The sequence below is a fragment of the Rhodococcus sp. NPDC058505 genome, assembly GCF_042720095.1.
Lineage (GTDB): Bacteria > Actinomycetota > Actinomycetes > Mycobacteriales > Mycobacteriaceae > Rhodococcus_G.
The window spans coordinates 132,203-152,194 of sequence record NZ_JBHXNB010000009.1 but is presented as its reverse complement, the minus strand read 5'-3'; the positions used below and the strand labels follow the sequence as shown (position 1 = coordinate 152,194).

General features: G+C 70.5%; 21 protein-coding genes. 4 read left to right on the top strand and 17 right to left on the bottom strand.

Going from position 1 to position 19,992, the window contains the following annotated elements; genetic code table 11:
• Nucleotides 1-43: 43 nt before the first annotated feature.
• The 14 genes from tpiA to ACFWPA_RS09805 all read right to left on the bottom strand — a co-directional run bounded on the left by tpiA (nucleotide 44) and on the right by ACFWPA_RS09805 (nucleotide 13,187).
• Nucleotides 44-829: a triose-phosphate isomerase gene (tpiA, locus tag ACFWPA_RS09870; protein ID WP_378506311.1), complete on the bottom strand. Its 786-nt coding sequence runs from the start codon at nucleotides 827-829 to the stop codon at nucleotides 44-46.
• Nucleotides 819-2,033 (bottom strand): phosphoglycerate kinase, encoded by a 1,215-nt coding sequence (locus ACFWPA_RS09865; protein ID WP_378506310.1) that lies wholly within the window; start codon nucleotides 2,031-2,033, stop codon nucleotides 819-821. The genes tpiA and ACFWPA_RS09865 overlap by 11 nt, the downstream gene beginning before the upstream one ends.
• Nucleotides 2,034-2,038: 5 nt before the next feature.
• Nucleotides 2,039-3,058, bottom strand: a complete 1,020-nt coding sequence (gap, locus tag ACFWPA_RS09860) for a type I glyceraldehyde-3-phosphate dehydrogenase (protein WP_378506309.1) — start codon at nucleotides 3,056-3,058, stop codon at nucleotides 2,039-2,041.
• A gap of 82 nt (nucleotides 3,059-3,140) precedes the next feature.
• Nucleotides 3,141-4,124 (bottom strand): DNA-binding protein WhiA, encoded by a 984-nt coding sequence (whiA, locus tag ACFWPA_RS09855; RefSeq protein WP_378506308.1) that lies wholly within the window; start codon nucleotides 4,122-4,124, stop codon nucleotides 3,141-3,143.
• A complete protein-coding gene (gene yvcK / locus ACFWPA_RS09850) occupies nucleotides 4,115-5,182 on the bottom strand; it encodes a uridine diphosphate-N-acetylglucosamine-binding protein YvcK (RefSeq protein ID WP_378506307.1) in 1,068 nt (355 codons plus the stop codon). The genes whiA and yvcK overlap by 10 nt, the downstream gene beginning before the upstream one ends.
• Nucleotides 5,179-6,075, bottom strand: a complete 897-nt coding sequence (gene rapZ / locus ACFWPA_RS09845; RefSeq protein WP_378506306.1) for an RNase adapter RapZ — start codon at nucleotides 6,073-6,075, stop codon at nucleotides 5,179-5,181. Before rapZ ends, yvcK begins: the two co-directional genes overlap by 4 nt.
• Nucleotides 6,072-8,177: an excinuclease ABC subunit UvrC gene (gene uvrC / locus ACFWPA_RS09840; RefSeq protein WP_378506305.1), complete on the bottom strand. Its 2,106-nt coding sequence runs from the start codon at nucleotides 8,175-8,177 to the stop codon at nucleotides 6,072-6,074. The genes rapZ and uvrC overlap by 4 nt, the downstream gene beginning before the upstream one ends.
• Before the next feature lie 9 nt (nucleotides 8,178-8,186).
• A complete protein-coding gene (locus tag ACFWPA_RS09835) occupies nucleotides 8,187-8,660 on the bottom strand; it encodes a PH domain-containing protein (RefSeq protein WP_378506304.1) in 474 nt (157 codons plus the stop codon).
• Nucleotides 8,657-9,145 carry a 6,7-dimethyl-8-ribityllumazine synthase gene (gene ribH, locus ACFWPA_RS09830; protein ID WP_378506303.1) on the bottom strand — a complete coding sequence of 163 codons (489 nt, stop codon included), beginning with the start codon at nucleotides 9,143-9,145 and terminating at the stop codon, nucleotides 8,657-8,659. Before ribH ends, ACFWPA_RS09835 begins: the two co-directional genes overlap by 4 nt.
• On the bottom strand, nucleotides 9,142-10,389 hold the full coding sequence (locus ACFWPA_RS09825) for a bifunctional 3,4-dihydroxy-2-butanone-4-phosphate synthase/GTP cyclohydrolase II (RefSeq protein WP_378506302.1): 1,248 nt from the start codon (nucleotides 10,387-10,389) through the stop codon (nucleotides 9,142-9,144). The genes ribH and ACFWPA_RS09825 overlap by 4 nt, the downstream gene beginning before the upstream one ends.
• Before the next feature lie 90 nt (nucleotides 10,390-10,479).
• A complete protein-coding gene (locus tag ACFWPA_RS09820) occupies nucleotides 10,480-11,088 on the bottom strand; it encodes a riboflavin synthase (protein WP_378506301.1) in 609 nt (202 codons plus the stop codon).
• A 41-nt stretch (nucleotides 11,089-11,129) separates the two neighbouring features.
• Nucleotides 11,130-12,143, bottom strand: a complete 1,014-nt coding sequence (gene ribD, locus ACFWPA_RS09815) for a bifunctional diaminohydroxyphosphoribosylaminopyrimidine deaminase/5-amino-6-(5-phosphoribosylamino)uracil reductase RibD (protein ID WP_378506300.1) — start codon at nucleotides 12,141-12,143, stop codon at nucleotides 11,130-11,132.
• A gap of 2 nt (nucleotides 12,144-12,145) precedes the next feature.
• Complete coding sequence (gene rpe, locus ACFWPA_RS09810) at nucleotides 12,146-12,829, bottom strand: ribulose-phosphate 3-epimerase (protein ID WP_378570080.1); 684 nt, start codon at nucleotides 12,827-12,829, stop codon at nucleotides 12,146-12,148.
• 10 nt (nucleotides 12,830-12,839) lie between these two features.
• Nucleotides 12,840-13,187 carry an MmcQ/YjbR family DNA-binding protein gene (locus ACFWPA_RS09805; RefSeq protein ID WP_378506298.1) on the bottom strand — a complete coding sequence of 116 codons (348 nt, stop codon included), beginning with the start codon at nucleotides 13,185-13,187 and terminating at the stop codon, nucleotides 12,840-12,842.
• 170 nt (nucleotides 13,188-13,357) lie between these two features.
• Here ACFWPA_RS09805 and ACFWPA_RS09800 point away from each other — a divergent pair, with 170 nt between their 5' ends.
• The 3 genes from ACFWPA_RS09800 (at nucleotide 13,358) to ACFWPA_RS09790 (ending at nucleotide 17,058) form a co-directional block, all read left to right on the top strand.
• Nucleotides 13,358-14,722, top strand: a complete 1,365-nt coding sequence (locus ACFWPA_RS09800) for a hemolysin family protein (RefSeq protein ID WP_378570079.1) — start codon at nucleotides 13,358-13,360, stop codon at nucleotides 14,720-14,722.
• A complete protein-coding gene (locus ACFWPA_RS09795) occupies nucleotides 14,715-15,722 on the top strand; it encodes a hemolysin family protein (RefSeq protein WP_378570078.1) in 1,008 nt (335 codons plus the stop codon). Before ACFWPA_RS09800 ends, ACFWPA_RS09795 begins: the two co-directional genes overlap by 8 nt.
• 76 nt (nucleotides 15,723-15,798) lie before the next feature.
• On the top strand, nucleotides 15,799-17,058 hold the full coding sequence (locus tag ACFWPA_RS09790; protein WP_378570077.1) for a hemolysin family protein: 1,260 nt from the start codon (nucleotides 15,799-15,801) through the stop codon (nucleotides 17,056-17,058).
• Nucleotide 17,059: 1 nt separating this feature from the next.
• Here the strand turns inward: ACFWPA_RS09790 and ACFWPA_RS09785 are convergent, their stop codons facing one another.
• Nucleotides 17,060-18,109 (bottom strand): biotin/lipoate A/B protein ligase family protein, encoded by a 1,050-nt coding sequence (locus ACFWPA_RS09785; RefSeq protein ID WP_378570076.1) that lies wholly within the window; start codon nucleotides 18,107-18,109, stop codon nucleotides 17,060-17,062.
• 158 nt (nucleotides 18,110-18,267) lie between these two features.
• On the opposite strand from ACFWPA_RS09785, the gene ACFWPA_RS09780 reads away from it, so the two are divergent.
• Nucleotides 18,268-18,621 (top strand): VOC family protein, encoded by a 354-nt coding sequence (locus tag ACFWPA_RS09780; RefSeq protein ID WP_378506293.1) that lies wholly within the window; start codon nucleotides 18,268-18,270, stop codon nucleotides 18,619-18,621.
• A 364-nt stretch (nucleotides 18,622-18,985) separates the two neighbouring features.
• Here the strand turns inward: ACFWPA_RS09780 and ACFWPA_RS09775 are convergent, their stop codons facing one another.
• Nucleotides 18,986-19,645, bottom strand: a complete 660-nt coding sequence (locus ACFWPA_RS09775) for a hypothetical protein (protein ID WP_378570075.1) — start codon at nucleotides 19,643-19,645, stop codon at nucleotides 18,986-18,988.
• Entirely contained in the window at nucleotides 19,642-19,917 is a 276-nt protein-coding gene (locus ACFWPA_RS09770) for an MIT C-terminal domain-containing protein (protein WP_378506291.1), read from the bottom strand. The genes ACFWPA_RS09775 and ACFWPA_RS09770 overlap by 4 nt, the downstream gene beginning before the upstream one ends.
• Between the last annotated feature and the right edge of the window lie 75 nt (nucleotides 19,918-19,992).

Sequence of the window (19,992 nt, the reverse complement as noted above, 5' to 3'; positions counted from 1 at the left end):
GACCCGAACGGTCGGCGCGCCCACCGGCGGTGCCGCGATCAGCTCACGGGAGCGGCCCCCCGGCCGCGATCGCGGACAGCGTTGCGAACTCGTCGGCCTTGAGCGAGGCGCCACCGACCAGGCCGCCGTCGACATCGGGCTTCGCGACGAGTTCGCCGACGTTCTTGGCGTTCATCGAACCGCCGTAGAGCACCCGCACGTCCGCCGCGACCTCCGCGGAGGCGAGCTCGGCGAGCGTGGCGCGGACCGCGGCACACACCTCCTGCGCGTCGGCGGCCGAGGCCACCTTGCCGGTGCCGATCGCCCACACCGGTTCGTAGGCGACGACGACCTTGCCGATCTGCTCCGCGGACAGGCCCTTGAGGGAACCCCGCAGCTGCGCGACGTTGTGCCCGACGTGGTCGCCCGCCGCCCGGACGTCGAGTCCCTCGCCGATGCAGACGATCGGCGTGATGCCGTGTGCCAGCGCCGCCTTGGTCTTGGCGAGCACGACCGCGTCGGTCTCACCGTGGTACTGCCTGCGCTCGGAGTGCCCGACGACCACGTAGCTGCAGCCGAGCTTGGCCAGCATCGCACCGCTGACCTCACCGGTGTAGGCACCCGACGCGTGCGCCGAGATGTCCTGCGCGCCATAGCTGAGCAGCAGCTTGTCGCCCTCCACCAGTGTCTGCACCGAGCGGAGGTCGGTGAACGGCGGGAGCACGGTCACGTCGACGCGGTCAAAGTACTTCTCCGGCAACGAGAACGCGATCTTCTGCACCAGGGCGATGGCCTCGAGGTGGTTGAGATTCATCTTCCAGTTGCCTGCGATCAACGGCTTACGCGCCATCGAGTACCTCCAGACCGGGCAGGGACTTGCCCTCGAGGTACTCGAGGGACGCGCCGCCGCCGGTGGAGATGTGCGAGAAACCGTCCTCCGGCAGCCCGAGCAGCCGCACCGCGGCCGCGGAGTCGCCGCCGCCGACGACGCTGAACGCGCCCTTCCCGGTGGCGCCGATGATCGCCTCGGCGACACCCTTGGTGCCCGCCGCGAACTTCTCGAACTCGAAGACGCCCATCGGCCCGTTCCAGAACACCGTCCGCGCCCCGGACAGGATCGCGGCGAACCGCTCCACCGACTCCGGACCGATGTCCAGGCCCATCCAGCCGTCCGGGATCTCCAACGCGGACACCGTTTTCGCCTCCGCGTCCGCGGAGAACGAGTCGGCGACCACCACGTCCTGCGGGATGTGGATGACGTCGGCGAACCGTTCGAGCAGCGACCGGCAGGTCTCGATCATCGACTCCTCGCACAGCGAGTTGCCCACCGACACGCCCTGCGCGGCGAGGAAGGTGTAGAACATGCCGCCGCCGATGACGAGGGTGTCGGCCTTCGACGCGAGGGCCTCGATGACGGCGAGCTTGTCGGAGACCTTCGACCCGCCGAGCACCACCGCGTACGGCTCGTCGGAATCCTGCGTCAGCCTCTGCAGGACGTCGACCTCCGCCGCGACCAGCGTGCCCGCGTAGTGCGGCAGCAGGGTCGCGACATCGTAGACCGACGCCTGCTTGCGGTGCACGACACCGAAGCCGTCCGAGACGAACGCGCCGCCCATGTCGGTCAGCTCGACGAGCGCCTTCGCCAACGCGAGCCGCTCCGCGTCATCCTTGCTGGTCTCCCGCGGGTCGAAGCGGATGTTCTCGAGCAGCAGCACGTCGCCGTCGGTGAGGCCCTCGGCGCGCGCGAGCGCGTCCTGGCCGACGACGTCGCCCGCGAGCTGCACGTTGCGGCCGAGCACCTCGCCGAGCTTCGCGGCGACCGGCGCCAGCGAGAGCGCCGGGTCGACGGCACCCTTCGGACGGCCCAGGTGGGCCATCACGATGACCTTCGCACCGGCCTCGGCGAGCGCCGAGATGGTCGGTGCCGAGGCGAGGATGCGTCCCGGGTCGGTGATCGCACCACCGTCGAGCGGGACGTTGAGGTCGGAGCGCACCAGCACCGCGCGGCCCGCGACCCCCTCGTCAAGGAGGTCCTTCAGAGTCTTGACTGCCACTGTGATCAAAGAGCCTTTCCAACTAGACCGATGAGGTCGACGAGACGATTCGAGTAGCCCCACTCGTTGTCGTACCAGGCGACGACCTTCGCCTGGTCATCGATGACCTTCGTCAGACCGGCGTCGAAGATCGACGAGTGCGGGTCGGTGACGATGTCGGACGACACGATCGGGGCTTCGGTGTACTTCAGGATGCCCTTGAGCGGGCCCTCGGCGGCGGCCGCCATCGCGGCGTTGATGTCCGCGACGGACGCCGACCGCACCAGGTTCACGGTGAGGTCGGTGGCCGAGCCGGTCGGGATCGGCACGCGCAACGCGTAGCCGTCGAGCTTGCCCGCGAGCTGCGGCAGCACCAGGCCGATGGCCTTCGCTGCGCCGGTGCTGGTCGGGACGACGTTCACCGCTGCGGCGCGGCCCCGACGCAGGTCCCGGTGCGGGCCGTCCTGCAGGTTCTGGTCCTGGGTGTAGGCGTGGACCGTGGTCATCAGACCCCGGGCGATGCCGAACTCGTCGTCGAGGACCTTGGCGACCGGTCCGAGACAGTTCGTGGTGCAGGACGCGTTGGAGATGATGTTCTGACTGCCGTCGTACCGGTCGTCGTTGACACCCATCACGATCGTGATGTCCTCCCCCTTCGCTGGGGCGGAGATGACCACCTTCTTCGCGCCCGCATCGAGGTGGCCCCGCGCCTTCGCCGCGTCGGTGAAGATCCCGGTGGACTCGACGACAACGTCGACCCCGAGGTCACCCCACGGCAACGCGGCAGGCCCGTCCTTGACCTCGAGGGAGGTGACCCGGGTGTCGCCGACGACGATGGTGTCCGCACCGTCGAGGACGACGTCGTGGGGCAGGCGACCGAGGATGGAGTCGTACTTGAGCAGGTGAGCGAGGGTCGTGTTGTCGGTGAGGTCGTTGACCGCGACGATCTCGATGTCGGTGGTCCCGAGCGCCTTCTGCGCGTCGACGGCCCTGAAGAAGTTGCGTCCGATCCGGCCGAAGCCGTTCACGCCTACCCGAACAGTCACAATTCACTCCTTGACGGTTGTCGTGTGCATTGATCGATCAGGTGTGTGCCACAGCCTAGTGCGCACGGACCGGGATCGGCCGTCAGGCGTCGTCAAGCAGATCGGCGGTCACCGCCGACTCGGTGTCGGGCACTCCGGTCTCCTTCGCCTTGCGGTCCGCCATCGACAGCAGCCGCCGGATCCGCCCGGCGACCGCGTCCTTCGTCATCGGCGGGTCCGCGAGCTGCCCGAGTTCCTCGAGCGAGGCCTGCCGGTGCTGCACCCGCAGGCTGCCCGCCGCGGCGAGATGGTCGGGCACGTCCTCGCCGAGGATGTCCAACGCCCGTTCCACCCGCGCCGCCGCGGCGACGGCGGCCCGCGCCGAACGCCGCAGATTCGCGTCGTCGAAGTTCGCGAGCCGATTTGCGGTGGCCCGCACCTCGCGCCGCATCCGGCGTTCCTCCCAGGTCAACCGCGTGTCCTGGGCGCCCATCCTGGTCAGCAGCGCCCCGATCGCCTCGCCGTCGCGGACCACGACACGGTCGGCGCCCCGCACCTCGCGGGCCTTCGCCGACACCCCGAGCCTGCGCGCCGCACCGACCAGAGCGAGCGCCGCCTCCGGACCGGGGCAGCTGATCTCCAACGCCGACGAACGGCCCGGCTCGGTCAGCGAGCCGTGCGCGAGGAACGCGCCCCGCCACGCCGCCTCCGAGTCGACGACGCTGCCACCGACCACCTGGGCAGGCAGTCCCCGCACCGGCCGCCCGCGCATGTCCAGCAGGCCGGTCTGCCTGGCGAGGGCCTCACCGTCCTTGTTGACCCGCACGATGTACCGGGCGCTCTTGCGCAGGCCGCCGGCGCCGAGCACGTGCACGTCGGCGGCGTACCCGTAGAGGTCGTGGATCTCACCGCGCAGGCGACGCGCCGTCGACCCGAGGTCCACCTCGGCCTCGACCACCACCCGCCCGGCCACGATGTGCAGTCCGCCGGCGAACCGCAGCAGGGACGACACCTCCGCCTTGCGTGCGGACACCTGGGTCACCGCGAGCCTGCTCAGCTCGTCCTTGACCTCTGCTGTCATTGCCACGAAATGGGCTCCCTTCCCGTGTGTGACGTTGTCGCGCCGAATGCGGCCGTGCCGGTGGACTGCCGTCCGGGGGTCTCCCGGTCGGGCGGTGCCGTGTCGAGCGGTGCCGTGTCGAGCGCGGCAGCAAGTTTGGTCGGATCGTGGGTCGCGGTCCCGGCCCGCGCCACGTCCGCGTACCGGACGGTGGCGCCGAGGCGGGCCGCCGCCCGGCACAGGTGTTCGCGTTCGCGGCCGGCAGGCACCGACTCCGCGTCGACGAGGATGTCGTCGACCCGCAGGTCCGGCGCGTGCTGTGCGAGCACGTGCAGGTGCCGTTCGGCGGAGAAGCCTGCCGTCTCCCCCGGTTCGGGGGCGAGGTTGAGGATCAGCGCCTTCCTGGCGGTGGTGTCGCGCAGCGCGGCGGCCAGCTCCGGAACAACGACGTGCGGGATCACGCTGGTGAACCACGATCCCGGCCCGAGCAGGATCAGGTCCGCCCGCTCGACCGCGGCGAGCGCGTCGGGGGTGGCGGGTGGATCGGGGGGAAGCAGCCGGACTCGGCGCACCTGGCCGGGGGTGGTGGCGACCGCGACCTGCCCGCGAATGGTGCGGCACACCCGCGGGTCGGCCTCCAGTCCGACGACATCGGCCTCGATCGCCAGCGGGATCGGCGACATCGGCAGCACCCGGCCCCGGATCCGCAGCACCCGCGTCATCTCGTCGAGCGCGCTGACGGTGTCCCCGAGCACCTCGGTCAGCCCGGCCAGGATCAGATTCCCGACCGAATGCCCGGCCAGCGCCCCGGTGCCACCAAAACGGTGCTGCATCGTCGTCGCCCAGGTCTGCACGTCGGGCTCGTCGGCGGCGAGCGCGGCGAGCGCCATCCGCAGGTCTCCGGGCGGGATGACGCCGAGTTCCGCCCGCAGCCTGCCCGAGGAACCGCCGTCGTCGGCGACGGTGACGACCGCGGTGACGTCGTCACTGAACCGACGCGCCGCGCTGAGCGTCGCGTACAGGCCGTGCCCGCCCCCGAACGCCACGATCGACGGTCCCCGACCGTCCCGTTCCTGCGCGGTCATTCTCTCCCCAGATCACGGTGCACGATCTTCACCGTGATTCCCGTGTCCGCCTCCAGTCGCGCCGCGAGGGCCTCGGTCATCGCGACGCTGCGATGCTTGCCGCCGGTGCATCCGACCGCGATCGTCATGTAACGCTTGCCCTCCCTGCGGTAGCCGTCGGTCGTCAACTCGACGACGTGATGGTAGGTGTCGAGGTAGTCCTGCGCCCCGTCCTGGTCGAGCACGTAGTCCCGGACCAGCGGATCCTGCCCGGTGTGCTCGCGGAGCGCGGGGACCCAGTGCGGGTTGGGCAGGAACCGTACGTCGCAGACCAGGTCCGCGTCCATCGGCAGCCCGTACTTGAAGCCGAACGACTGCACCGTCACCGCCACCGACGGCACCGCCCCGCCACCGAACGCGGCCTCGACCCGGTGCCGGAGTTCGTGGACCGACAGCGCCGACGTGTCGATCACCAGGTCCGCGTCGGCCCGGACGGGCGCGAGCCGCACCCGCTCCGCGGCGATGCCCTCGATCAGCGTCCCGTCGCTGCCCTCGCTCTGCAGCGGATGGCTGCGGCGGTTGCTCTCGAAGCGACGCACCAGCACCGGGTCCGTGGCCTCCAGGAACAGCACCCGGGCGTGGGTCGCCTTCTCCGCGACCTCCTTCACGACGGTGGCAAGGTCGCCGGTGAAGCGGCGGCTGCGCACGTCGATCACGACGGCAAGCTTCGGGATCCGGGATGACGGGGACAGCCCGAGATCCACCATCCGGGTGATCAGTTCCGGTGGCAGGTTGTCCGCGACGTACCACCCCATGTCCTCGAGCACCTTCGCGGCGGTGCTCAGCCCTGCGCCGGACAATCCGGTCACCAGGGCGACGTCGATGTCCGGCTGCTGACCGGTCCGTTCCGTCACTCGACTCCTGCCCTCCTCGACTCGATCGTGCTCGGCTCGGCCGTCACCGGCCGCGCATCATCATCCCCCACCCGGACCGAATCGTCGGTTTTCTGGCCCGTGTCTCCCCCGGTCGGCGCCGCGGCAGCCCCGCCGAGGGCCGCGAGCACGGCCCGTGCGGTGGCGACACCGATCCCGGGGACGGCGGTGATCTCCTCGACCGTCGCCTCCTTGAGCCTGGCAACCGACCCGAAGTGGGTGACCAGGGCGGTGCGTCGGGTCTCGCCGAGGCCCTTCACCGAGTCGAGGGCGGACGCCGTCATCCGCCGCGACCGCTTGCTGCGGTGGAAGGTGATCGCGAACCGGTGCGCCTCGTCGCGGACCCGTTGCAGCAGGTACAGGGCGTCGCTGGTGCGCGGCAGGATCACCGGGTCCTCCTCCCCCGGCACCCACACCTCCTCGAGGCGTTTCGCCAGGCCGACCACCGCGACATCGGTGATGCCGAGGTCGTCGAGCACCGCGGCGGCCGCGGTCACCTGCGGCTTGCCGCCGTCGACGACGAACAGGTTCGGCGGGTACGCGAACCGGCGCGGCCTCCCGGTCTGCGGGTCGAGCGCGGCCGCAGGCGCCAGATCGCCGCCACTCGACTCGTCCACCGCCGCACCGGGATCCACACGGGCCGCGTCCTGCGCGTGACGCAGGAACCGGCGCCGGGTGACCTCCGCGATCGACGCGACGTCGTCGGAGTGCCCGTCCCCGGCCGCCTCCCGGATCGAGTAGTGCCGATAGTCCGACTTGCGGGGCAGCCCGTCCTCGAACACCACCAGCGACGCCACCACGTCGGTCCCCTGGACGTGGCTAATGTCGATGCACTCGATGCGCAGCGGCGCCTCGTCGAGGTCGAGCGCGTCCTGGATGCCCTGCAGCGCCGCCGACCGCGACGTCAGATCCCCGGCACGTTTGAGTTTGTGTTGGGCCAGCGACTCTTTCGCGTTGCGTTCCACGGTCTCGGCGAGCGCCTTCTTGTCGCCGCGCTGCGGCACCCGCAGCGACACGGCGGACCCGCGGAGCCCGCTGAGCCACTGCTGCACCTCGTCGACGTCGTCGGGCAGCACCGGGACGAGGACCTCGCGGGGCACGACGGTCGCCGTGTCGGCCTGCGGGCCCGGTGTGCCCGCCAGCGCCGCCTGCTCCCCGTAGAACTGGGTCAGGAACTGCTCGACCAGGTCGGCGGCGTCGCCGTCACCGGAGTGCTCGACGACCCAGCCGCGCTGACCCCGGACCCGGCCGCCGCGCACGTGGAACACCTGCACCGACACCTCGAGGTCGTCGGCGGCGAACGCGACGACGTCGGCGTCGGTGCCGTCACCGAGGACGACCGCCTGCTTCTCAAGCGCCTTGCGCAACGCCCCGAGGTCGTCTCGGAGCCGCGCCGCCGCCTCGAAGTCGAGGTCGTCGGCGGCGCGGTGCATCCGCGCCTCGACCTCCCGGACCAGCTTGTCGGTGCGGCCTGCGAGGAAGTCGCAGAAGTCCTCCACGATCCGGCGATGCTCGTCGGCATCGACCCGCCCGACGCACGGCGCGGAACACTTGTCGATGTAGCCGAGCAGGCATGGCCTGCCGATCTGGTTGTGCCGCTTGAACACACCGGCCGAGCAGGTGCGCGCCGGGAACACCCGCAGCAGCAGGTCGAGGGTCTCCCGGATCGCCCACGCATGCGAGTACGGACCGAAGTAGCGGACCCCCTTGCGGCGCGGTCCGCGGTAGACGAACAGCCGAGGGAACTCCTCGTTCAAGGTCACCGCGAGCACCGGATACGTCTTGTCGTCGCGGTAGCGGACGTTGAACCGCGGGTCGAACTCCTTGATCCAGTTGTACTCAAGCTGCAGCGCCTCGACCTCGGTGCCGACCACCGTCCACTCGACGCTGCCCGCCGTCGTCACCATCTGCCTGGTCCGCGGATGCAGCGACGCCACGTCGGCGAAGTACGAGTTCAGCCTGCTGCGCAGGCTCTTCGCCTTGCCGACGTAGATGACCCGGCCGTGTGGATCGCGGAACTTGTAGACGCCGGGTTCGGTCGGAATGGTTCCGGTCGCGGGGCGGTAGGTGGCTGGATCGGGCACGTATCCAGGCTAGTCGGCGGTGCCGACAGTTCCCTTGTCCCCGCTGGCGGGGGCGTACCGGGCGGCCAGCGACCGGAACGAGCGGACCGCGGACACCGCGTGCTCGCGGTCGTTCGACTGAATCGCCATCACCGGGATGTACTCGTCGTCGGGCAGTTCGATCCGCGCCCACGCCGCGCCGTCCGGGAAGGACAGCCCCTGCACCAGGTCCCAGTCCACCTTCCGCTCACCGAACGCGTTGCGGACCAGCACCCCGTCCGCGTTCGCCCGCAGCCGCGGCCGCGCGAGGAGCAGCACCAGGCCGGCGAGCAGGATCCCGATCCCCACCATCGACAGCTGGTCCACCACCCGGAAGTACACGCCGGTCGCGGAGCTGCGGAGAAAGATCCCGAGGACGACGAACAGGAGAATGCAGCCGCCTGCGACGATCATCGCCGCCCGCGCCGACTTCTTGCACCGCACGTCGAGGTCCCATGTGGTCATGTCAGCCCCGCCCGCTCGCGCAGGGTCTTCAGCGTCACCGCGGTGTCGATCGCCGCCGCGCACGCCTGCCCACCCTTGTCCTCCACCGACCCGGGCAGCCCGGACCGGTCCCTGGCCTGTTTCTCGGTGTCGGTGGTCAGCACACCGTTCGCGACGGGGGTGCCCTCGTCGAGAGACACCCGGGTCAGCCCGTAGGTGACGGCGTCACAGACGTACTCGAAGTGCGGCGTTCCGCCCCGGATCACGACGCCGAGCGCGACGACGGCGTCGTGGGTGCGGGCCAGTTGCTGCGCGACGACCGGCAGTTCGATGGCGCCAGCGACCCGGATCAGGGTGACGTCCTCGATCTGCGCCTGCTTCGCGACCCGCTTGGCGCCCGCGATCAGCGCCTCGGAGATCTCCGGATGCCAGGATCCGGCGACGATCGCGAGCGTCAGGTCCTTCGCCTGACCGAGCTGCAGGTCCGGAAGTCCCTCCCCGCTCACAGCGCGCCACCCTTCTCGAACTCGTCGAGACCGGCCAGGTCGTGCCCCATCCGGTCCCGCTTGGTGCGCAGGTAGGTCAGGTTCTCGGCGTTGGCGCGCAACGGCATCGGCACCCGCGCCAGGATCTGCAGTCCGTAGCCGTCGAGCCCGACCCGCTTCGCGGGATTGTTGGTGAGCAACCGCATCGAGGTGACGCCGAGGTCGACGAGGATCTGCGCACCGATGCCGTAGTCGCGGGCATCGGCGGGCAGGCCGAGCTCGAGGTTGGCGTCGACGGTGTCGGAGCCCGCGTCCTGCAGTTGGTAGGCCTGCAGCTTGTGCATCAGGCCGATCCCGCGGCCCTCGTGCCCGCGCATGTACAGCACGACGCCGCGACCCTCGGCGGCGACCATCTCGAGCGCCGCGTCCAGCTGCGGACCGCAGTCGCAGCGCAGCGAGCCGAAGACGTCGCCGGTCAGGCACTCGGAGTGCACCCGCACCAACACGTCGGCGCCGTCGCCGTCGGCGATGTCCCCCTTGACGAGGGCGACGTGCTCGACCTCGTCGTAGACGCTCTGATACCCGACGGCCTTGAACTCGCCGTGCTGGGTGGGGATCCGCGCCTCCGCGATCCGCACCACGTGCTTCTCGTGCTTGCGCCGCCACGCGATCAGGTCGGCGATCGAGATCAACGCGAGGTTGTGGTCGTCGGCGAAGACCCGCAGCTCGTCGGTGCGGGCCATCTCGCCCTCGTCCTTCTGGCTGACGATCTCGCAGATCACGCCCGCGGGACGCAGGTCGGCCATCCGGGCCAGGTCGACGGCGGCCTCGGTGTGGCCGGGCCTGCGGAGCACGCCGCCCTCCTTGGCGCGCAGCGGCACCACGTGGCCGGGGCGGGTGAAGTCGGTGACCCCGGACTCGGGGTCGGCGAGCAGCCGCATGGTCGCCGCCCGGTCGGACGCGGAGATGCCGGTACCGATGCCGTCCTTCGCGTCGACGGTGACCGTGTAGGCGGTGCCGTGCTTGTCCTGGTTGGTCGAGTACATCGGGGGCAGCCCGAGGCGGTCGCAGTCCTCGCCCGCGAGCGGGACACACAGGTAGCCCGAGGTGTAGCGGACCATGAAGGCCACCAGCTCGGGTGTCGCCTTCTCCGCGGCGAAGATGAGATCGCCCTCGTTTTCGCGATCCTCGTCGTCGACCACGACGACCGCCTTGCCTGCGGCGATGTCGGCGACTGCGCGCTCGATGCTGTCGAACCTGGTCACGTGCTGTGCTCCATCAGTCTTGAATGCTCCGTGCACCGACACGGTGCACCTCAACAGTACGGCCCCCGCCCGGTGCGGCCGCCATCGTGTCTACCGTCCGGCGCTGTACAACCGCTCGACGTACTTGGCGATCACGTCGACCTCCAGGTTCACCGGGGTGCCGGGGGTCGCGGTGCCGAGGACGGTCAACGCGAGCGTGGTGGGGATCAGCGAGATCTCGAACCACTGGTCGTCGCCCTCGCCGCCGAGACCGGAGACGGTCAGGGAGACGCCGTCGACGGTGATCGACCCCTTCTCCACCACGTACCGGGACAGCTGCGCGGGCAGCGCGATCCGGACGATCTCCCAGTTCTCCGACGGGGAGCGGCTGATGATGGTGCCGGTGCCGTCGACGTGGCCCTGCACCAGGTGACCGCCGAGCCTGCTGTTCAGCGCGGCGGCCCGCTCCAGGTTGACGCTGCTGCCGACGACGAGGGCGCCGAGGCTCGACCGATTCAGGGTTTCGGCCATCACGTCGGCGGTGAAGGTGTCCCCGCCGAGCACCTCGACGACGGTCAGGCAGACGCCGTTGACCGCGATCGAGTCGCCGTGCCCGGCATCGGAGGTGACGAGCGGTCCGCGGACCGTGAAGCGGGCCGCGTCGGCCAGGTCCTCCTTGGCGACGATCTCGCCCAGTTCTTCGACGATGCCGGTGAACACTGTGTCTCTTCTCTCTCGGTGGTCAGGGTCGGTGCGGAGGGTCAGGGTCGGGACGGGATCAGGGTGAGCAGCAGGTCCGGTCCGAGGGCCTCGACCGACTCCCGCTCGAATCGCAGCGCGTCCGCGATGGTGCCGACACCGGCATTCTCCACGGCGGCGGCGCCCGCCCCGAGCAGCACCGGCGACAGGTACGCCTGGACCCGGTCGATCAGCCCTGCGGCGAGGAACGCCCCGGCCAGGTGCGGCCCACCCTCGAGCAGGACGTCGGGGTGGTCGGTCAGCGCGGCGAGGACCTCGTTGGGATCCCGGGTCCGCAGCACCAGTGTCGGCGCCGCATCGTCGAGAACCCTTGCCGTGGCGGGTATCTCGCGTTCCCCGACCACCACCCTCAGCGGCTGCCGCGCGGCGAGGGAGCCGTCCGGCCGCCGCGCGGTCAGCCACGGGTCGTCCGCAAGGACGGTGCCGGTGCCGACGACGATCGCGTCGAGCCGCGCCCGCTCGGCATGCACGCGGGCGCGCGCCTGCGGGCCGGTGATCCACTGGCTGGTGCCGTCGGCGGCGGCGCTGCGGCCGTCGAGGGTCGCGGCGAACTTCCAGGTCACGTGGGCGCGGCCGGTGCGCTGCCGGTGCAGCCACGCGCGCAGCGGCCCGCGCTCGACCAGGTCCGTCCCGACGCCGGCGACCACGTCGACGCCCGCGGCCCGGAGGGCGGCCGCGCCGCCCGAGGCCTGCGGGTTCGGGTCACCGACCGCGTACACGACGCGCGCGATGCCCGCGTCGAGCAGGGCCCGGGCGCACGGACCGGTGCGTCCGGTGTGATTGCACGGTTCCAGGGTGACGACGGCGGTGCCGCCGCGCGCCCGCGCGCCCGCGGCCCGCAGCGCCATCACCTCGGCGTGCGGTCCGCCGACCGGCTGCGTCGCACCGACACCGGCGACGTGGCCGGCGGCGTCGAGAATCACGGCGCCGACCGGCGGGTTGGGGTTGGTGGTGCCGCGCACCGCCTCGGCGGCGTCGACCGCCACCCGCAGCGCGGACAGGTCCGCCTCGGTCACCGCTACCCGGCCAGGGTCAGGTGCGGCGACGCGGACGCCGCCTGCGCGCGCAGCTTGCGGACCGCCTCGCCCGGGTCGGCGGCGCCGTAGACGGCGGACCCGGCGACGAAGCAGTCGACGCCCGCCTCGGCGGCGGCCTCGACGGTATCGGCGTTGATGCCGCCGTCGATCTCCACGATCAGGGTGAGCTCCCCGGAGTCGACGAGCCTGCGGACCGCGCGGGCCTTGGACAGCACCTCCGGCATGAACGACTGCCCGCCGAAGCCGGGTTCGACGCTCATCACCAGCAGGGTGTCGAAGCCCTTGAGGATCTCCAGGTACGGCTCGATCGGGGTGCCGGGCTTGATCGACAGGCCGGCCTTGGCGCCGGCGGCGCGGATGTCGCGGGCGACGGCGACCGGGTCGTCGGTTGCCTCGGCGTGGAAGGTGACGTTGTGCGCGCCCGCCTCCGCGTACGGCGGCGCCCAGCGGCCCGGGTTCTCGATCATCAGGTGGCAGTCGAGCGGGATGTCGGTGGCCTTGAGCAGCGACTCGACGACCGGAAGGCCGAGGGTGAGGTTGGGGACGAAGTGCGCGTCCATCACGTCGACGTGCAGCCAGTCGGAGCCAGCGACGGCGGCGGCCTCGTCGGCGAGTCGAGCGAAATCGGCGGACAGGATGGACGGGGCGATCATCGGATGGGCCACGCCAGGGAGTTTAGTGCCCGGGCTCGGGCCGCTCCGCGCGCAGCCGCGTCGGCGCCGTCCGCCGCCACGCGTCCTCGATCAGCTCGCGCAGCTGATCGTGGTCGACGACGTCGAGGTTTACCAGGATCGCGCCGTACCCGTCGTAGTGGGTGGTGGTGAAGTAGGCGGGGTCACCGGACGCGAGCAGAGCCTCCTTCTCGTCGAGCCCGCACAGCAGCACCAGGGCGCCCTCCGCGTCGGTGCGCAGCCGGGCGAACCCCTTGCCTGCGACCTTCAGTGCGGGTGTGCGATACCAGGTGGACTCCTCGACTCCCGGCAGCCCGCTCCCGATCGCGACGACATCGCCCCACGTGTGCATGTGCCCAGTGTGCCGCCACCCGCCGACTCGTGCGACGTAGGCGTTTTGTCCTATTCTCGACGGGGTACCCGTCCCATCTCCAAGAGAGCGTCGATGACACGCGCACCGCGCACACCTCGAAGACCCGTCCCGCCCCGCACTGATCACGCCCCGCACCGGACGGCACGGACGTGCTGACCGTTCTCTCCATCGCCCTCGGGATCCTCGTCGTCCTGGCGATCACCGCGCTGACCGGATACTTCGTCGCGCAGGAATTTGCGTACATGGCGGTCGACCGGTCCCGCCTCAAGGCCCGGGCCGAGGCGGGCGACGCCACCGCGTCGCGTGCGCTCGCCGTCACCCGCCGCACCTCGTTCATGCTGTCCGGCGCGCAGCTGGGCATCACCGTCACCGGCCTGCTCGTCGGATACGTCGCCGAACCCCTCATCGGCCGCGGGCTCGGCGAACTCCTTGGCGGCGTCGGCATCCCCACCGCCGTCGGTGTCGCCGCGGGCGCGCTGCTCGCCGTGCTGTTCTCGACGGTCGTGCAGATGGTGTTCGGCGAACTGTTCCCGAAGAACCTGGCCATCGCCCGCCCCGAACCGGTCGCCGGGCGGCTCGCCCTGTCGACGACCCTGTACCTGGCGGTCTTCGGCTGGCTGATCCGGCTGTTCGACGCGTCGTCGAACCTGCTGCTGCGGGCACTGCGCATCGAACCGGTGCACGATGTCGAGCATTCCGCGACGGTCCGCGACCTCGAGCACATCGTCGCCGAGTCCCGCGACTCCGGCGAACTCCCCAGGGAACTGTCCGCCCTCCTCGATCGGGTCCTCGACTTCCCGACGCGGACAGCGGAACATGCGATGATCCCGCGGTCGCGGGTGGACACGGTGCCCGCCGACGCACCGGTCGCCGAGGTCGTCGCCCGGATGGGAACGGGTCACACCCGCTACCCCGTCGTCGGGACGAGCAGCGACGACCTGCGCGGCGTCGTGCACCTGCACGACCTGCTCGGCGCGCGGGCGGCGGGCAGCGCGGCGGAGCACGCCCGACCCGCGGTGATCGTGCCGACCACGCTGCCCCTGCCCGACGTCCTCGCCCGGCTGACCGCGGCCAAGGACGAGATGGCGTTGGTCATCGACGAGTACGGCGGGTTCGCAGGCGTCGTCACCGTCGAGGACATGGCGGAGGAACTGGTCGGCGAGATCGCCGACGAGCACGACCCCGACCACGAGTCGGGCGAGGCGGCCGTCGTCGACGGCGGCTGGCTGATTCCCGGCGGGGTCCACGTCGACGAGGTGGGCCGCATCCTGGACCGTGAGCTGCCCGAGGACGACGATTACGAAACTCTCGCCGGTCTCGTCATCGCCCGGTTCGGCGGGCTCCCGACGGTCGGCGACACCGTGATCGTCGACCTCCCCGGCGACCCGGCCGACCTGGTCGCGGACCATCCAGCCCCGGCCAGGCAGCTGCTGGTGGAGGTGCGGGGCGTCGGCAGGCACGTGCCGTCGTCGCTGTTCGTGACACTGCGGGAGAAGGAGTCCGACGATGAGTAGCCCGTGGGTCGTGCTGGCGGTCACGGTGGCACTAATCGCGGCGAGCGCGTTCTTCGTCGCGGTCGAGTTCGCGCTGATCGCGGCGCGACGCCACCGCCTCGAGGACGCGGCGCCGCGCAGCCGATCGGCGCGGGCCGCCCTGCGCAGCGCGTCGGAACTGTCGGTGCTGCTTGCCGGTTCACAGTTGGGCATCACCGTCTGCACCCTGGCGTTGGGGGCGGTGACGAAACCCGCCGTGCACCACTGGCTCACGCCGCTGTTCACGGGCTGGGGTGCGCCGACCTGGCTCGCCGACGTGGCCGGGTTCGTGCTGGCGCTGCTGATCGTGACGTTCCTGCACCTGGTGGTCGGCGAGATGGCCCCGAAGTCGTGGGCGATCGCGCACCCGGAACGGTCGGCGACCCTGCTGGCGATCCCGATGCGCGGGTTCATGTGGCTGACCCGTCCGCTGATCGTCGCGCTGAACCGGCTGGCGAACCGGTGCCTGCTGCTGGTCGGCGTCCAACCCGTCGACCAGGTGGCGTCGGGTCAGGATCCGGAGGCGCTGCGGCATCTGGTGGAGCATTCGGCGACCGTCGGCACCCTCGATGAGCGCTACCACGGTCACCTCACCGGCGCGTTGGAGCTGCAGTCGCTGACGGTCGGCGACATCGTCCGGCCGAACCCGCACCCGTCCGCCGTCGCCCCGGACACGACCGCGGACGCGATCCGCGCGACGGCCGAGACGAGCGGTCATCTGCGACTGCTGGTGCGCGGCGCGGAGGGGGTGCGGGGCGTGGTGCACGTGCGCGACAGCCTCGGCGCTGCGGACGGCACCCGGGCGCGGGACCTGATGCGGCCGGTGCTCACGTTCGACGCCAGCACCCCGGTGTACGAGGCGTTGGCGACGATGCGGGAGACCCGCAGCCACATCGCGGTCGTGCGCGCCGCCGACGGGGGCGACCTGGTCGGCCTGGTCACGCTCGCCGACGTTCTCGCGAGGCTGCTGCCCACTTCCTAGACTGACCCAACCCCACCTCGAGGGAGGAGCCGATGCGCGGTGACGGCAGTCCCCGGCGGCCGAGCGGGGTGAGGTCGTGACGACGGCGCTCAACGTCGGCCTGGTGCTGGTGTTCGTCCTCGTCGGCGGGGTGTTCGCGGCGACGGAACTGGCGCTGGTGTCGCTGCGCGAGGGGCAGATCCGGGCGCTGGGCCGGCGCGGCCGCCGCGGGGCGCGCGCGGCCGCGCTGGCCAGGAACCCGAACCGCTTCCTGTCGGCGGTGCAGATCGGGGTGACGGTCGCTGGCTTCTTCTCGGCCGCGTTCGGCGCGTCGACGATCGCCCCCGATATCGCCCCCACCCTCGCCGGGTGGGGGCTGTCGGACGAGACCGCCGACGTGATCGCACTGATCGGCACCACCCTCGTCGTCGCCTACCTGTCCCTGGTCCTCGGCGAACTGGTGCCGAAACGCATTGCCCTGCAACGCGCCACCGGGGTAGCGCTGGTCACCGGCCCGCCGCTGGACCGGTTCGCGTGGCTGATGCGCCCGGTGATCTGGCTGCTGTCGGCGTCGACCGACCTGCTGGTGCGGATCCTCGGCGGCGACCCGTCCCGCACCTCCGAGGAGGTGTCCGCGGACGAGTTGCGGGACATGCTGCTCGGCCACGACGCCCTGCCCACCGACCAGCGGGAGGTGCTGTCGGAGGTGTTCGACGCCGGACCGCGGACCCTGACCGAGGTGATGCGGCCGCGCACCGAGGTGGACTGCCTCGAAGCGGACACCGCGGTCCCGGCCGCCCGGGACCGCGCGATCACCCTGGCCCACAGCCGTTTTCCGGTGGTGGTCGGCGGGTCCCTCGACGACGTCCTCGGGTTCGTGCACCTGCGGGACCTGTTCACCGCCCGCGACGACGGCATCGTGGCGGACCTGGTGCGGCCGCTCGCGCAGTTCCCCGGCAGCAAACGCGCCCTGCCCACCCTCGTCGAAATGCGCCGCGACAACACCCAGATGGTGCTGGTGATCGACGAGTTCGGCGGCGCGGCCGGGATCGCGACCATCGAGGACATCGTGGAGGAACTGGTCGGCGAGATCGGCGACGAGTTCGACCTCGAGTCGGGCGCGCCGATCCCGGACGGCGATCCGGTCACGGTGAGCGGACTGCTGCACGTCGACGACTTCGCGAAGCAGACCCGGATCCGTGTTCCGCACGGCCCGTACGACACGATCGCCGGCTTCGTGATGCACCGGCTGCAGCACATCCCGGCCGTCGGCGACACCGTCACCGTCGGTGAGCACCGGCTGACGGTCACCGAACTCGACGGCTACCGCATCGCCCGGCTGCGGCTGCGCCGGTGAGTCACGGCACCCGGTTGGTCCACTCCAGGGTCGCGAACTTGCTGTCAACCAGTTCGCGGGCCGCGGCGAGTTCGGCGTCGGTGTATGCGGATTCGGCGGTGTCGTAGCGGGCCCGGAAGTGCGCGACGAAGGCCGCAATGATCGCGGAGCGGACCATCCCGGTCTGCGAGCGCATCGGGTCGACCCGCTTGCCGGAGGAGGTGATGCCCTTGTCGGAGATCTTCTCCCTGCCGATGCGCAGCACCTCGGTCATCTTGTCGGCGTCGATGTCGTAGGCCATCGTCACGTGGTGCAGCACCGCACCGGCCGCGAACCGCTTCTGCGCGGCGCCGCCGATCTTGCCGTGCTCGGACGCGATGTCGTTGAGCGGCACGTAGCTGGCCCGGATGCCGACGTCGGCGAGCGCGCCCATCACCCACTGGTCGAGGAACGCGTACGACTGCTCGAAGCTGAGCCCGTCGACCAGCGACGTCGGCACGGCCAGCGAGTAGGTGATGCAGTTGCCCGGTTCCATGAACATCGCGCCGCCGCCGGAGATGCGGCGGACAATGCCGATGCCGTGCCGCGCCGCCGCCTCCTCGTCGACCTCGTTGCGCACCGACTGGAAGGAGCCGAGCACCACCAGCGGCGAATCCCAGTCCCAGAACCGCAGGGTCGGACGGCGGGTACCCGCGGCGACCTCGCGGGTAATCACCTCGTCGAGGGCGACGTGCATTGCCGGATCGAGGACGACGGGGCCGATCACGTCGAAGGTGTGGTCGTGCCAGCTGGTGGCGTGCCCGAGCGCGCGGCGGATCGCGATCCCGACCGATTCCGGGGTGAACCCGATCATCGACACCTCGGCTCCGAGCGCGCGGTCGATGGCCTGGCCGAACTGCGCGGCATCCGCGGTCGCGGGCATGCCGGTCACCGCGTCGACGATGTCGCCGAGCGCCTCGTCGGGTTCGAGGAAGAAGTCGCCCGAGAGCGCAACCCGAGCCAGCCGCTCGTCCGCCACCTCAACATCGACCGCAACGAGTTTGCCGCCGGGGACCTTGTACTCACCACGCATGCCGACGAGCCTAGCGGCCACCGCTGCCGCGGCCCGGATCGTGTCGCGCCGGACGTTCCGAAGGCCTGCGAGACCACCAATACGAATTCGCGATCCAGTTCGACGCGAAGCGGAGTCCGTCCGATGATCGACCCACACCGTTCAGACAGGAGAACAGCATGCGCGTCATCCAGGTCACCACGAATCTGCCGGTCGCCGACATCGACACCGCGAAGAGGTTCTACACCGACTTCCTCGGGTTGAGCATCGAGGAGTTCAACCTCGGCTGGGTCGCCCGCTACACCGACCCCGGGACCGGCGCGCACGTCCAGCTGGTCACCGGCGACGCCACCGCACCCGAGGACTCGGCGATCTCCGTGCACGTGGACGACGTCGACTCCGCGTACGACGAGGCCGTTCGGGCGGGTCACGAGATCGTGCACCCGCTGACCACCGAGGAGTGGGGCGTGCGGCGGTTCTTCGTGCGCGCACCCGACGGCACGGTGATCAACGTGGTCGCGCACCACAACTGAACGCAGCGAACGGGTGGAATCGGGATCGCCTTTCGGCCGATGCCCCGACAACCGCCCGTTCAGGGCGAATCGCCCCTACTCCGGCTTGCGACGGCATCGAACATCGTCGGCCATGGTTGCAGCTCAATTCGTGTGCCGCGGAGAATATGCGGCGACTCATGGCTCGCTCGTTCTGGTGCTTCCGGAGGGAATCAAGCACTACGTCCTCGCCTTCGGCGAAGGTGCACCTGCAGGGAACCAGGTGCCCGTAAACGAAGGCGGCGAACCTGTCGCCAGTGTTGCAGAGCTTCGAACGCAACTGCATGCCCTCCTGGCCCGTACAGAGCAGGGCCGCCCGCTCTGAAGCGTCATATCTCGTGTCCGTTCAGGGCCCTTCACCCACCACCTCACTTCCCGCGGAAGTGATCTCGTAATATCGTGATCCACCCTGACGAGATGAGGCAATCGCCGCGAGCTTCGCCGCGACACCTTCCTCGCCGAGACTGTAGAAGAAGCCGCCATACATGCCGGGAACTTGGAAGAAGAAGCGCGTGTTTCGATCTGCCTCCAGAATCGGCTGAAGTTCCGGTAGGCGCAGTGTGTGCCGATCAACCAGTTCCGCAACCTCGCGGCGAATCACGGCATGAAGGTGCTGCTGGATCTTGAGCAAGACTCCGTGCGGGACGACACATGCGAGGTGCGGCTCCAGTTCAGCCGTCGCCGCGCTGTGGCCGCGTCCGACTGCGACGTCGACGGGACGTTCGCCGCGGGCGTTTTCCAGGGTGCGCCATCCGCCGCGGGCAACGAGTTCACGGATCACCTCGGCGGGCGCGTTGCTGTATGCGGCCTGATGTAGCGGGGTGAACAGGGAGGGGCCACCCGGCCGGGTGCTGTTCACGAGATCCGGGTGCTCGTCGAGCAGCTTCATAACACCTGCCCAGTCGCACCGCTTTGCGGCGTCGGCGAAGGTGCGTCGCAGTTCGAGTCCCTCACCGAACAGCGCAGCACCCGGTTCGTTGAGGCCGTACCAGATCAACTCTTTCACACGCTCTGCTCCCCCTTCAGGTAGGTGATCGTGCAGGCCTTCATGCGTCGACGGTCCTGCCGCCGACTCCGGATGTCGTACCTCCCGGCACTCTCAAACGGCTGGAAGACGTCCAGGCCGCGCCCCGGTTTGGCCGCGATGATCTCGACGAGCAGCTCGCAGAGGTTCCGGAGTTGGTGCAGCGCCCGGATGTACGGGTCGACGATCTCGATCCTCGTCGCGCCACGCAGGTGCGGGATCAGGATCAGCAGTCCCTCGAACGAGTACCCCATCGCGTCCTCCGGGATGTCGAGCGCGCGGGACGACGGCGACCTTGTCGATGACGCGGTGCCAGCCGCGGTCCCGGA